Source organism: Pseudomonas sp. MN1F (genome assembly GCF_009391885.1).
In the GTDB taxonomy this organism is placed as follows: domain Bacteria; phylum Pseudomonadota; class Gammaproteobacteria; order Pseudomonadales; family Pseudomonadaceae; genus Aquipseudomonas.
Genome location: NZ_VZII01000041.1, coordinates 31,185 through 44,722, shown reverse-complemented (window position 1 = coordinate 44,722; position 13,538 = coordinate 31,185). Strand labels below are relative to the sequence as shown.

General features: G+C 62.2%; 12 protein-coding genes. 8 read left to right on the top strand and 4 right to left on the bottom strand.

All coding sequences use genetic code 11. The features are described 5' to 3' along the window. The first annotated feature begins 147 nt into the window (after window positions 1-147). The 6 genes from F6X59_RS20275 to dsdC all read left to right on the top strand — a co-directional run bounded on the left by F6X59_RS20275 (window position 148) and on the right by dsdC (window position 6,602). Window positions 148-1,062 (top strand): LysR family transcriptional regulator, encoded by a 915-nt coding sequence (locus F6X59_RS20275; RefSeq protein ID WP_152957803.1) that lies wholly within the window; start codon window positions 148-150, stop codon window positions 1,060-1,062. Window positions 1,063-1,262: 200 nt separating this feature from the next. After that, entirely contained in the window at window positions 1,263-1,958 is a 696-nt protein-coding gene (locus F6X59_RS20270; RefSeq protein WP_027916915.1) for a 3-oxoacid CoA-transferase subunit A, read from the top strand. A gap of 8 nt (window positions 1,959-1,966) precedes the next feature. After that, complete coding sequence (locus F6X59_RS20265) at window positions 1,967-2,608, top strand: 3-oxoacid CoA-transferase subunit B (RefSeq protein WP_085677045.1); 642 nt, start codon at window positions 1,967-1,969, stop codon at window positions 2,606-2,608. 340 nt (window positions 2,609-2,948) lie between these two features. After that, window positions 2,949-4,292 carry a gluconate:H+ symporter gene (locus F6X59_RS20260; RefSeq protein WP_152957802.1) on the top strand — a complete coding sequence of 448 codons (1,344 nt, stop codon included), beginning with the start codon at window positions 2,949-2,951 and terminating at the stop codon, window positions 4,290-4,292. A 34-nt stretch (window positions 4,293-4,326) separates the two neighbouring features. Continuing rightward, window positions 4,327-5,667 (top strand): D-serine ammonia-lyase, encoded by a 1,341-nt coding sequence (locus F6X59_RS20255; protein ID WP_152957801.1) that lies wholly within the window; start codon window positions 4,327-4,329, stop codon window positions 5,665-5,667. After that, on the top strand, window positions 5,664-6,602 hold the full coding sequence (gene dsdC / locus F6X59_RS20250) for a DNA-binding transcriptional regulator DsdC (RefSeq protein WP_152957800.1): 939 nt from the start codon (window positions 5,664-5,666) through the stop codon (window positions 6,600-6,602). Before F6X59_RS20255 ends, dsdC begins: the two co-directional genes overlap by 4 nt. A gap of 19 nt (window positions 6,603-6,621) precedes the next feature. Here the strand turns inward: dsdC and F6X59_RS20245 are convergent, their stop codons facing one another. Continuing rightward, on the bottom strand, window positions 6,622-7,338 hold the full coding sequence (locus F6X59_RS20245) for an IclR family transcriptional regulator (RefSeq protein WP_152957799.1): 717 nt from the start codon (window positions 7,336-7,338) through the stop codon (window positions 6,622-6,624). A 236-nt stretch (window positions 7,339-7,574) separates the two neighbouring features. Next, window positions 7,575-8,837, bottom strand: coding sequence for an OprD family porin (locus F6X59_RS20240; protein WP_256669380.1), 1,263 nt, complete (start codon window positions 8,835-8,837; stop codon window positions 7,575-7,577). A 297-nt stretch (window positions 8,838-9,134) separates the two neighbouring features. On the opposite strand from F6X59_RS20240, the gene F6X59_RS20235 reads away from it, so the two are divergent. Together F6X59_RS20235 and F6X59_RS20230 are read left to right on the top strand one after the other, a co-directional pair. Further along, on the top strand, window positions 9,135-10,055 hold the full coding sequence (locus tag F6X59_RS20235; RefSeq protein ID WP_152957798.1) for an SMP-30/gluconolactonase/LRE family protein: 921 nt from the start codon (window positions 9,135-9,137) through the stop codon (window positions 10,053-10,055). Between the two features lie 44 nt (window positions 10,056-10,099). Next, window positions 10,100-11,434, top strand: a complete 1,335-nt coding sequence (locus F6X59_RS20230; protein ID WP_152957797.1) for an MFS transporter — start codon at window positions 10,100-10,102, stop codon at window positions 11,432-11,434. 4 nt (window positions 11,435-11,438) lie between these two features. On the opposite strand, the gene F6X59_RS20225 is transcribed toward F6X59_RS20230, so the two are convergent. Continuing rightward, window positions 11,439-12,665, bottom strand: coding sequence for an MFS transporter (locus F6X59_RS20225; RefSeq protein WP_152957796.1), 1,227 nt, complete (start codon window positions 12,663-12,665; stop codon window positions 11,439-11,441). A gap of 80 nt (window positions 12,666-12,745) precedes the next feature. Next, window positions 12,746-13,423 (bottom strand): RraA family protein, encoded by a 678-nt coding sequence (locus tag F6X59_RS20220; RefSeq protein WP_152957795.1) that lies wholly within the window; start codon window positions 13,421-13,423, stop codon window positions 12,746-12,748. Between the last annotated feature and the right edge of the window lie 115 nt (window positions 13,424-13,538).

Genomic DNA, 13,538 nt, shown 5'->3' with positions numbered 1-13,538 from the left:
TTGCAGTATTGGAGGGCATCCGGCCCAAAGAGGGACGCCAGAATGGCTGACGTGCCTTGCCTTGGTGAGCACTGCGTGGGAGAAATATTTCACAATGTAAAAAAAGGATAAAATAATAAGTCCTGATGCATCACAAAGGAAAAACCTATGAAGTTCACACTGCGACAACTGCGCTATGCGCTCGCAGCGGCCAAGCACGGAAACCTGACCACTGCGGCCATGGAGCTTCATGTTTCACAACCCTCGATCTCGGCAGCGATCACCGAACTGGAGGCGGTGCTGGGGCAATCGATTTTCATACGCCAACGGGGCCTGGGCATCTCGCTGACCCCATTCGGTCGTACCGTCATGGCCCAGGCCCGTCGCGTGCTGGCAGAGGCTCAGACCTTCGCCGAGATCAATGCCACTGCAGGCGAGTGCGTCGGCGAGTTGGTAGTCGGATGCTTTGAAGACCTGGCGCCCTATTGCCTGCCACAAATCGTGCGGCGGATGCAGGAGTCCTGCCCGAGGGTCACGGTCGACATGCGTGATGGCAGCTTCGACTATGTGGGCAAGCGGCTCAGTGAAGGGGCGATAGAGCTGGCGATCACCTACGACCTGGGGTTGCCACCGAACACTCAATGCACGCAGCTGTGCCAGTTGACCGCTCAGGTACTGTTGGCGGCCGATCACCCTTTGGCCAAGCAGCCACGGGTCAGCCTCAAAGCACTCTGCGAATACACCCTGGTCGTCACCGATCAGGCGCAAAGCTGGCAGCATGTGCTGGACCTGTTCAGCTTTTACGACCTGTCACCCGCCGTTGTGCACCGTGTGCGCACCTTCGAGCTGCAGCGCAGCCTGGTCGCCAACGGGTTTGGCGTGGCGCTGATCTATACCCGGCCATTTGGTGACCGTAGTTACGATGGACAAGCGCTGGTGTGTCGGCCCACCGAAGAGAACCTGCCCACCCACAGCATCGTCCTGGCGCATGATCAACGCTACCCGCTGACGCCTTCGGCTGAGGCGTTCAAGGCGCTGGCGGTGGCCTGGTTCGCCGAACGACCGTCGTTTGCATCCGAGTGAATGCACCGGATCCGAGCCGCTCAGAAATCGCACAACTGTTCGGTAATCGCACAAATTCCTCTCCACCCTCTCTACTGTTGCACGGTATTGCGGCACGCTATAGGCAAGTCAGCACACAACGCCAAGCGCTGAATGGCCCCACCGCGTCAGCACGCGGCCAGGTCGACAATCCATACTCCAGGAAGAACCAGGAGCTCGCTGTGATCAATAAAACGTTTGAGTCCATCGCCAGCGCGGTGGAAGGGATTACCGACGGTTCGACCATCATGGTCGGTGGCTTCGGCACCGCCGGGATGCCGTCCGAACTCATCGATGGCCTGATCGCCACCGGTGCCCGCGACCTGACCATCATCAGCAACAACGCCGGCAACGGCGAGATCGGCCTGGCCGCTCTGCTGATGGCCGGCAGCGTGCGCAAGGTCATCTGCTCCTTCCCGCGCCAGTCCGACTCCTACGTGTTCGACGAACTGTACCGTGCCGGCAAGATCGAGCTGGAAGTGGTACCGCAAGGCAACCTGGCCGAGCGTATCCGCGCAGCGGGTTCGGGCATCGGTGCGTTCTTCTCGCCGACCGGCTACGGCACCCTGCTGGCCGAAGGCAAGGAAACCCGTGAGATCGACGGCCGCCAGTACGTGCTGGAAATGCCGCTGCACGCCGACTTCGCGCTGATCAAGGCGCACAAGGGTGACCGTTGGGGCAACCTGACCTACCGCAAGGCCGCCCGCAACTTCGGCCCGATCATGGCCATGGCCGCCAAGACCGCCATCGCCCAGGTCGACCAGATCGTCGAGCTCGGTGAACTGGACCCGGAACACATCATCACCCCGGGTATTTTCGTCCAGCGCGTGGTCGCCGTTTCCGGCGCTGCCGCTTCTTCGATCGCCAACGCTGTCTGAGGCCTGCCATGACCATCACCAAAAAGCTCTCCCGCACCGAGATGGCCCAGCGCGTGGCCGCGGACATCCAGGAAGGCGCGTACGTCAACCTGGGCATCGGCGCCCCGACCCTGGTGGCCAACTACCTGGGCGACAAGGAAGTGTTCCTGCACAGCGAGAACGGCCTGCTGGGCATGGGCCCAAGCCCGGCGCCGGGCGAGGAAGACGATGACCTGATCAACGCCGGCAAGCAGCACGTGACCCTGCTCACCGGGGGTGCCTATTTCCACCACGCCGACTCGTTCTCGATGATGCGTGGCGGCCACCTGGACATCGCCGTGCTGGGCGCCTTCCAGGTGTCGGTCAAGGGCGACCTGGCCAACTGGCACACCGGCGCCGAAGGTTCGATCCCCGCCGTGGGCGGCGCGATGGACCTGGCCACCGGCGCCCGCCAGGTGTTCGTGATGATGGACCACCTGACCAAGTCCGGCGAAAGCAAGCTGGTGCCCGAGTGCACCTACCCGCTGACCGGCATCGGCTGCGTCAGCCGTATCTACACCGACCTGGCCGTGCTGGAAGTGACCGCCGATGGCCTGAAAGTGGTAGAGATCTGCGCCGACATCGACTTCGACGAGCTGCAGAAACTCAGTGGTGTGCCGCTGATCAAGTGATCCGCGACACCTGCCCTGCCCCGCAAAGATCGCATCACTGACAGGCGGGCTGCTACAACGAAGATCTGCTGTAGCAGCCCAACCTGTTGACACCAGCGGCCACCAGGCCGCTATCGGTGAATAGCCGCTACGCCCCGCCTCTGCTCGACCTTCCGCGCCAACACCTCTCCTGTACCTCTTCTAGCACACAGCCTGAATGCCAACTTGATGCCATGGGTGACTTGAGTTCACCTGTGCCTTGAGAAGTGATCGTTTGAGTCGATCAAATCGCTGAAATCTAATGGTTGGAAACCAACAAGAAGCTCGCACGGAAGCGATCAGCGACAGAGATAACTACAAGATGACTCCAACGTTCTCGTTAATCGTCCTGGGCACCGCGATACTCCTGATCGTGGTGATGATCAGCAAGCTCAAGGTCCACCCCTTCCTCGCCCTGCTGGCGGCAAGCCTGGTGGTCGGTATCGGCACCGGCATGCCGCCAACGGCCATGGTTGCCGCGTTCGAAAAGGGCATGGGCAGCACGCTGGGCTTTCTCGCCGGCATTATCGGCCTGGGCAGTATCCTCGGCAAACTGCTGGAAGAATCAGGCGGGGCCAAACGCATCGCCACCACGCTGCTGAACCTGCTGGGCGAACGCAATGCGTCATGGGCCATGATGCTGGTGGGCTTCATCGCCGGCATCCCGGTGTTCTTCGAAGTCGGCTTCGTGTTGCTGATTCCGCTGATCTACGTGGTCGCCCGGCAAACCCGCATCAGCATGCTGTACCTCGGCGTGCCGCTGGCTACCTCGCTGATGGTGGTGCACTGCATCCTGCCGCCGCACCCGGCTGCCACGGCCATTACCGGCATGCTCAATGCCGATATCGGCACGGTTATCCTCTACGGCCTGATCGTTGGCCTGCCCACCGCCATCATCGCCGGCCCTATCTGGGTACGCTTTGCCTGCAACCGTGGCGCGACGCCAGCGCAACAGGCCTTCCTTGCCGCACGCAGCGAGCCCCAGGCCGACGACCAACCGCTACCCTCCTTCGGCATCACCCTGGCCACGGTGCTGCTGCCGCTGCTGCTGATGGTCGGCAAGACCTTGGCAGTCACCGTGCTGGCCAAAGGCACCTCGCTCTACGAATGGGTTGCCTTCATTGGCAATCCGCTGATCGCTTTGGCGCTGTCGGTGGTGTTTGCCTACTGGGCGCTGGGCCTGCGTCGTGGTCTGGACATGGCGCAGTTGCTCAACCTGACCCAGCGCTGCTTCCCGCCCCTGGCCGGCATTTTGCTGATCATCGGAGCCGGCGGCGCCTTCAACGACATGTTGGTGGGCAGCGGCATCGGCAAGGCACTGGCTGACGTGCTCAACCAGACCCAGCTCAACCCGATCATCCTCGCCTGGCTGATCGCCGGGATCATGCACTTTGCGGTCGGTTCGGCCACGGTGGCCATGATCAGCGCGGCCGGCATGGTGCTGCCGATGCTGGGCCAACACCCCGAATACAACCGGGAAATCCTGGTGATCGCCATCGGTGCCGGGGCCATTGGCTGGACGCACATTACCGACTCGGCGTTCTGGGTCGTGAAGGAATACCTCGGCCTGTCGCTGAGCGATGCGCTGAAAAAATTTACCGCAGCGACCGTGCTGGCCTCGGTGATTGCCTTGTGCCTGACCCTGCTGCTTTCGAAAATTGTCTGATCTACTGTGCAAAGACTGCGCTACAGGTGAAATCATGATTCACGGAAAAACCCTACAAGCCTGGCAACAAAGCCACCCGATCATCGCCGACCTGGTCGCCCTGAAAGAAACCAGCTGGTTCAACCCGGGTATTGCCAAGGCGTCAGACGCGCTGAGCGACGTGGGCCTGACCGCTGCAGATGTGCAGGCTACGAGTGAGCGGCTGCAGAGGTTCGCGCCCTACCTCGCCAACGTGTTCCCCGAAACGGCGGGTGCCGGCGGGGTTATCGAGTCGCACATCGCCCCGCTGCCGCAGCTTCGCCAACAGCTTGTCGAACAAGGATCACTGCAGAACGTGGGTAGCCTGTGGCTCAAGGCCGACAGTGACCTGCCCATTTCAGGCTCGATCAAGGCCCGTGGCGGCATCCACGAGGTGCTCAAGCACGCTGAAGACCTGGCCTTGGCAGCCGGCCTGATCACGCCCGCCGAGGACTATGCCCTGCTGGCCAGCGAGCAGGCGCGCGCGTTCTTCAGCCAGTACAAGATCGCCGTGGGTTCGACCGGTAACCTGGGCTTGTCGATCGGCATCATGAGCGCGAAGCTGGGCTTCCAGGTGAGTGTGCACATGTCATCCGACGCCAGGCAGTGGAAAAAGGACAAGCTGCGCGCCAACGGTGTCACGGTGGTTGAACACGCGTCGGACTATAGCGTTGCCGTCGAGCAAGGCCGCCAGCAGGCAGCGTCCGACCCCAGCTGCTATTTCGTTGACGACGAGAACTCCCCACAACTGTTTCTGGGCTATGCCGTCGCCGCCGAGCGCCTGGCTCGACAATTCGACCAGGCCGGCATCAAGGTGGACGCCGATCACCCACTGTTCGTCTACCTGCCCTGCGGTGTTGGCGGCGGCCCTGGCGGCGTCGCCTTCGGCTTGAAGCTGGTATTCGGCGATGCCGTGCACTGCGTGTTCGCCGAGCCTACCCACTCGCCGTGCATGCTGCTGGGGGTGTACACCGGCCTGCACGACGAAACCAGCGTGCAAGACTTTGGCATCGACAACATCACCGCCGCCGACGGCCTGGCGGTCGGACGACCCTCCGGGTTCGTCGGCAAAGCCATGCAGCGGCTGATCGATGGCTACTACACCGTGACCGACGAAGAACTGTACCGGCTGATGGTGATTGCCTTCGAACAGGACAAGGTCAAGCTGGAACCCTCTGCGCTGGCCGGCGTACCCGGCATGGCTCGGGTACTGCAGGCCAGCGACTATCTGGCTCGCCTGGGCTACACCCCGGCGCAACTGCGCCAGGCTACCCACCTGGTCTGGGGAACGGGTGGCAGCATGGTGCCGGACGATGAGTTCAACGCCTACCTGGCGAAAGGACGAAGCCTTCAATGAACAGGCCCGGCAGCGGTACCCCAGTGAAACTCAACGGCTCGCACCTGGGCAGCCTGCATGTGTTTCTGGTGGCCGCACGGCACCTGAGCTTCGCTCGCGCAGCCGATGAGCTGTGCCTGACCGCCAGTGCCGTAAGCCATCGCATCAACCGTCTGGAAGATGAGCTGGGGTTCAAGCTGTTTCACCGCATGCCGCGCAAGGTCAGCCTCACCGAAGACGGCGAGCGCCTGTTCACCGTGATGCAGCGGACCATGGACGACCTCGGCGAGGCCGTGCAGGAGCGCGCCCACGCCGAGGTCGCTGGCCAACTGACCTTGTATGTACGCCCGTCCGTAGCACAGTGCTGGCTGGTGCCGCGGCTCGCTCAGTTCAGCGCCCGCTACCCTGATATCCAGCTGGATATCAGGGTCGGTAACGAGAGCATCGACTACCGCACACGCAAGATCGACCTGGTCCTCTGCTACTCGGATGGCCACCATCCCGGGTTGCAGAGCATCCACCTGATGAACGAGCGGATCGCCCCGGTGTGCTCGCCCCATTACGCAGAAACCCATGCATTGGCAGGTGACCCGCACCAGGTAGAGCAGTGCACCGCCTTGCATGACGTTGCGGCCTGGGACAACGCCGCATTCGATGCAGAGTGGCAGCTCTGGGCCAGCAGTAAAGGTGCCGGCATTGAACTCCCACGCCGATTCCTCACATTCGATCGTTCAGACCTGTGCACGCTCGCTGCGCTGAATCACGCCGGCATTGCCATTGGCCGGGAGCAACTGGTCAGAGAGCGTATTGCGCGAGGTGAGCTGGTTCTGCCGTTCGGCGACTTTGTGGATGCTTCAAGCTACGGTTACTTCCTGGTGTACCCGCATCACGACCCGATGCCGAAAAGGTTACAGGTATTGATCGACTGGCTTATGGAGTGCGCCTCCAACTGCTGAGCGAGGCACACAATCTCCATCACCCAGCGGTCGTGACGTTCCCATCTGCGGCCTTGCAGCCAAGGCTGCGCATCAGGTCGCGAGTAGCGTCGAAGAAGATGTCGTTGAAGGCAGCGGCACATTCCGGGGTGAGCCGGCTGGAAGGGCCGGAAAGCACCAGTGCACCGACCAACTCGTCGCCAGCGCCGTATACGGGAAAGGCTACTGATGCGGCATGCGGGTCTGTGGCCCCCATGGAGAAAAACGGCCGTTGCATGGCGATACCGCTCGCGAACGGCGTACGCAAAGCCTGGGCGCCAGCAGCGTCGTCCATCGGTCGCATGTCGCCGGGCTGAACGTGCATCCGCAGTCGATGGGGTGAATTCACTCGATACTGGCACATCCGGTAAGCGCCGTGACGCACGTAGAACGAGGCCGTCTCGCCAGTACGCTCTGCCAACAGATGCAGCCTGGGCATCACATGACGCTCCAGATCGATGCCTTCCTCATACACCGCATTAAGCCGCATGACCTCGCTGGCCAGCTGGTAGCGCCCATCTGCCATGCGATTGACGAAACCATGATTTTCCAGCGAGACCATCAAACGCATGATGGTACTTTTGATCAGTCCGGTACGCTCGACAAGCTCTACGAGGGTCAAAGACGTGTCTCCCACCTGGAATGCAGAGAGCACTGTCAGCACGCGGTCAGCCGAAGCCACGCCATTCACCGCGGGACGCGGCCGAACATTAACCATCAGTAGATCCTCACCTTTGAATTGCCCAAGTCTTTGTCAGGGCCCAGATAAATCATTATCTGCGAATGCCCTGGCAACCGCCATCATGCCAGCAAGAGCCGATGCGGCACCAACATCATTGACGGTGAAGAAGCCTGGACAAGACCAGCCGGCCGGTCATCGCGCCTGCCGGCCAGGCGGCCCCACACCTGAGCGCGGGGCCATGCTCTTTGCCCTTCTATCCTCCTGCTGATGGCTCAGAACAAGGCCACGGTATAGTTGACGATCACGCGGTTCTGATCGCCATTGCGGGCCGCTTCGCTGCGGGACATGCCATTGCGCCAAGCCACGCCCAGCCCCTTGAAAGTACCGCTCTGGATGACGTAGTCCAGGGAGAAGTCCCGCTCCCACTCCGACTGCTCGGCACCGCTCGTGGTCTGGATGTGGTCACCTTTGAGGTACATCATCGAGGCCTTGAGGCCGGGCACACCCAGCGCCGCGAAATCGTAGCCATACTGCGCAAAGCCGGTGCGCTCGCCAGCACGGGTGAAGCTCAGCAGCATCTTGTCGGTCCACAGGTACAGGCTGCTGCCACCGGCCCCCTTGTCGATCGACCCCTGGTTGATCTGCACGAAGTTGCTGTCGTTGGAGACGCTCTGGTAGCCCAGCAAAAGCGAGTGACCACCCAGGCGGTAGGTGAACGCCGCGCTCCACAGGTCGCTGTCGATCTGGCCGTCTCCGTCGGTGGTGTAGCCGCCTACGGTATAGCCCTGCGCGCGCCCCGAGGCGCTGCCGTTGGCACCGTCCGAGCGGGTGCGGAAGTAGCGCAGGTCGGTCGTCAGCGAGCTGTCGTCAGTCAGTGCCAGGGTGTGATTGAGGCCAGCAAAGTGCTGCTGGTAATAGTCCTGCAATTCACCCGCGTAGTACTGCAGCATGAGCGCATCGCTGGCACGGTAATCGACACCGGCAAAATAGAAACGGTCACTTTCCTGGGTGCCGCCACTTACGGCCATGCCGGTCAGGTCGGTGGAAGCCCGGCCCCGGGCGCGGTCAAGCGCACCGCCGATCAGCATCAGATTGTCGAACTCCTTCGACTGCAGCTGCACGCCCTGGAAGGTCTGCGGCAGCAGCCGACCATCCGAGGCCACCAACACCGGCATCTTTGGCATCAACTGGCCGACCCGCAGCTCACTCTTGCTCGCTTTCAGCTTCAGGGTCGCGCCCGCACTGCCCCACTGGTCCACCGCACGCTCGCCATCGGAGGGAATCATCGTACTGCCCGCGTGCCGGCCTCGGCCGCTGTCCAGGGTGACACCCAGCATGGCGGTCGCATCCACCCCGACACCGATCACCCCGCTGGTGTACCCCGAACGCAGATCGAGCAGGAAGCCCTGCGCCCATTCCTCGGTCTTCGAAGGCTTGGCGGCACCGTCGCGGTTATCACTGTTGAAGTAGAAGTTGCGCATCGCCAGGTTGGCATGGCTGTCGGAACGAAAACCCGCTTGCGCAAGCGGCGCCATGAGGCCACCGCTGGCGGCAAGGGCAAGGACAATCGAGAGGTTTTTAAAAGGCCGAGAAGGACGGCACGGCATACGCCATGAGTGCTGTTGCATCGCAAACTCCATTGTTTTTATTTTAGAACGCCATTTCCTTTATAGAAGCTCACAAAAACCGACGTCTCGTCAACAGGCCGACAAAAAGCGACGAAATTAATCGCCTTTCGTCACAGCATGATTTATTTTGAAATGGCATTGCATTAAACAAAGCAAACAACAATGACCTGGACGCTCACGCGCCCCTTGCCGCCAGGAGCCCTCATGAGTTTTTTCGCTGCCCCACCCACCGTCGAAACCACTGTCTTCACGCGCTTGCCCGAGCGCTTCCGCGACCCGCGCCCATCTGCCTGGGCCAATGCCAATCGCCAAGGACGGGCAATCGACTCGTTCCTTGAAGGGCCTTCGTTCGACCGCCAGGGGCGCCTGTACGTGACCGACATTCCCAACGGGCGAATCTTCCGCATCTCGCCCCAGGGCGAATGGGAGCTGGTCTGCCAGTACGATGGCTGGCCCAACGGCCTGAAGATTTATCAGGATGGGCGCATCTTCATCACCGACTACAAGCGCGGGATCATGCTGCTCGACCCTCATACCGGTGCCATCGAAGCACTGCTGGACTCGGCCGGTTCCGAAGGTTTCAAAGGCGTCAACGACCTGGTGTTCGCGCCGAACGGTGACCTGTATTTCACCGACCAGGGCCAAACCGGCCTGCAGGACGCCACGGGCCGGGTCTACAAGTTCGACGCCAGCGGCAACCTGAGCTGCCTGCTGAGCACCATTCCCAGCCCCAACGGCATCGTCTACGACCCCAACCTCAATCACCTGCTGGTGGCCGTGACCCGCGCCCAGCAGATCTGGCGCATCCCGCTGGGCAACGGTTCGATCATCGGCAAGGTGGGCGTGTTCGCTCAGTTGCACGGCGGCCTGGGCGGGCCGGATGGCCTGGCACTGGATGCGCAAAGCAACCTGTACATCGCCCACACCGGCTTCGGCTCGGTGTGGAAGCTGTCGAAAGTCGCCGAGCCGCTGCAACGTATCGTTTCCTGCGCCGGCATCAGCAACACCAACCTGGCCTTTGGTGGCGACGACGGGCAGACCCTGTTCATCACCGAGTCCGAGACCGGCAGCATTCTTCAGGTCCGTACCAGCACTCCCGGTCTACCGATGTATTCCCACAGCTGAGCCGCGCCCGTCTGCGCACACAACAACTACAAAAGAGTGACGACATGACCCACGAAACCCCTGCTGCCCAGGCGCCGCTGAGCGACGCCGAGGGCGAACGCCTGATGCGCCGCGTGCTGTGGCGCCTGGTGCCGTTCATCTTCATCTGCTACGTGATCAGCTACCTCGATCGCACCAATGTCGGCTTCGCCGCCATCAGCATGAACCAGGACCTGGGCTTGACCGCTACGATGTTCGGTTGGGCGGCCGGCCTGTTCTTCTTCGGCTATTTCATGTTCGAGATCCCCAGCAACCTGCTGATGCAGCGCTTTGGCGCACGGGTGTGGATTGCCCGGATCATGATCACCTGGGGGCTGATTTCCATGGCCACGGCGTTCGCCACCGGCCCCATCAGCTTCAGCATCGCGCGTTTCCTGCTGGGGCTTGCCGAAGCGGGCTTCACGCCAGGGGTGTACCTGTACTTCACCTACTGGTTCCCCGGTAAATGGCGAGCCAAAGCTACCGCAGCATTCCTGCTGGGCATCCCGGTCGCCAACATCGTCGGCTCGCCACTGTCGGGCTGGCTGATGGAACAACACGGCGTCTGGGGCCTGAAGAACTGGCAACTGCTACTGGTCACCGAATCGATGCCCGCCGTGTTGCTGGGTATTGCCTGCCTGTTCGTGCTGGTCGACACCCCGGCCAAGGCGAAGTGGCTGAACCCACGGGAAAAGGCCTGGCTGACCCGGCGCCTGTGCCAGGAGCAACAGGCCATCGGTGCCTCCCACGGCAACACCTTGCGCGCCGCACTGACCAATCCCAAAGTGTTCACCCTGGCGGCCATCAACTTCTGCTGCATCGTCGGTTCCATCGGCATCGGCCTGTGGCTGCCGCAGATCATCAAGAGCCTGGGTATTTCCAGTGGCGTGGTCGGCCTGGTAGTGGCGCTGCCTTACCTGCTAGGCGCCGTGGCCATGACCTTATGGGCGCGCCTGGCCAATCGCAGCAGCCACCGCCTGCCCTACGTGGTCAGCGCGCTGGCCTTCGCTGCCCTGGCCCTGGTGAGTGCTGCACTGATCGACCAGCCGCAATTGAAGATCGCCAGCCTGTGCCTGGCCGTGGCCGGCATCCTGTCGTTCCAGGCCACGTTCTGGGCGATTCCCTCGACCTTCCTCACCGGCCGCGCCGCAGCAGGCGGCCTGGCAATGATCGTCTCGATCGGCAACCTTGGCGGCTTCACCGGGCCGTTCCTGATAGGCCTGATCAAGGATGCCACGCACAGCTTCACCGTGCCGTTCTTCGCCGTAGCGTCGATCCTGCTGATCGGCACCTGCCTGATGCTCTGGCTGGGTGACCCGGCCAAACAACAAACGCCGCAAGGCCAGGGTCAGGCTGCCTGACCGGTCAGGTGCGGCGGCGCATGCCGTACTGCCCGAGCAACCCCAGCACCAGCACGGCACCGGCGATCCCCAGGGTCGCCGGCGCCCCCCAGCGGGCTGCGACCAGCCCGGCGATCATTCCGCCCAAGGCCTCGAAGCCAAAGCGCATGGCGATGTAGAAAGCGATGACCCGGCCACGCAGGTGGCCCGGCGCACCGCTCTGCAACTGCATGTTGGTGCTGACATTGCTCAAGGTGATGCCAAATCCCAGCAACGCCAGCGCCAGCAACGCCAATGGCAGCCCGCCGGCCAACCATAGCCCGACCAGGGCGACCGCGCACAGCAGCGCCCCGGCATCGGTGAACTGGCGCAGCCGAGGCAATGCACCGCCCACCGCCAATACCAGAGTGGCCACGAAGGCGCCAGCGCCCGCCGCCCCCCACAGCCAACCCAACACCCGCGCATCACCGGCAAACACCGCCTTGGCCAAGATTGGCAACAGCGCTGCATAGCAGGAAGCAAACAGGTTGACCATGATCACGTTGACCAGCAGCTGGCGCACATTGCGGGTCTGCCACATGTATGCCAGCCCCTCGCGAAACACTTGGGCAGTCGAGCCACTGGCCTTTGGGCTGGCGCTACCGCGCACCTTCAGCAAGCCGAACAGCAGTGCCAGGAAAGCTATGGCCGTCAGCGCGAAGCAGGTCGCCTCGCCAGCGAGGGCGATCAGTGCCCCGGCCAGTGGCGGCCCGACAAAGCGCGCGCCGTTGATCAGCATGGCGTTGAGCACCAATGCATTGGGCAGGTCGGCCGGGTCATCGACGAAGCTGCCGATCAAGGCTTGGCGCAACGGTGTTTCCAGGGCGTTCAGCAAACCCAGCAGCAAGGCCATGCCGGCGATCACCGGGCCATCGACCCAGCCCAGCCAGGTAGATAGCGCCAACACCGACGACTGCAAGGTCAGGATCACTTGCACGATGATCAGCAATCGACGCTTGTCATGCCGGTCAATCCAGGCACCGGCCAGCGGGCCGATCAGCAGTTGCGGAGCCAGTGAAAGAAAGGTGATCAGCCCCAGCAGCACGGCCGAACCCGTGAGGTGATAGGCCAGCCAGGCCAACGCCACCTGCTGTACCCACTTGCCCAGGGTGGAAACGCCCTGGCCGGCGAAATAGATCTGAAAATTGCGGTGGGCGAGCGCCCGGACGGCCGAAGGCCACGGGTTACGATGGGACGACGGTGAATCGGTCAAGTCTGCGAATCCTCATTAGACCCGCGCCAGCCCAGCGCCCGCTGCGCACCCCATCGCAAGGTACGCAGCAGTTCAACGGGTCAAACTGGCAGCAGGCAGCCTTTCTTCTTCAAGGACTCAATGACCCAGGAGCGGTCGTTGGTGCCTTGGGCAATGTGCTCCATCTGAGCAGTTTCGGCAGCATGCTTGGCCGTGGCACGGGCATAGACATCGGCAACCTGGTCGTACGGGACGCACAGCAAGCCATCCTCATCGCCGATCACCAGGTCGCCCGGCTCGATCACCATACCATCAATGGCAATCGGCACGTTGATCTCGCCCGGGCCGTCCTTGTATGGGCCACGGTGCGACACACCGGCGGCGAATAACGGGAAGTCGCCAGCTCCGATGTTGGCCGCATCACGGATGGCACCATTGATGACGATGCCGGCCACACCGCGCTTGACTGCATAAGCCACCATCATTTCGCCAATCAGGGCGTTGGTCAGGTCGCCGCCGGCATCGACCACGATCACATCGCCCGGCTGAGCGATGTCGAGGGCGTAGTGCAGCATGAGGTTGTCACCTGGACGCGCCTTGACGGTGAGGGCCGGGCCACACAGCACACCTTCACGATGCATGGGACGCAGACGGGCACCGCCTGCGGTCATGCGGTTCATCGAATCGCTGACGTTGGCGACCGGAACCTCACGGTAGCGGCCAACCCACTCTTCGCCAATTTTGCGCGTGCGCTCAAGCACTTGGAAGCCAATGCTCATGTGACATACCTCTATTGATGTTATTCGATGTCATCGGCGGCCGCCGAATCTGTTTTTTAGAATGGCATTGCATTATTCCTTTTTCAATCGGTTTTTTTTGCCAGAAGCATGGGCT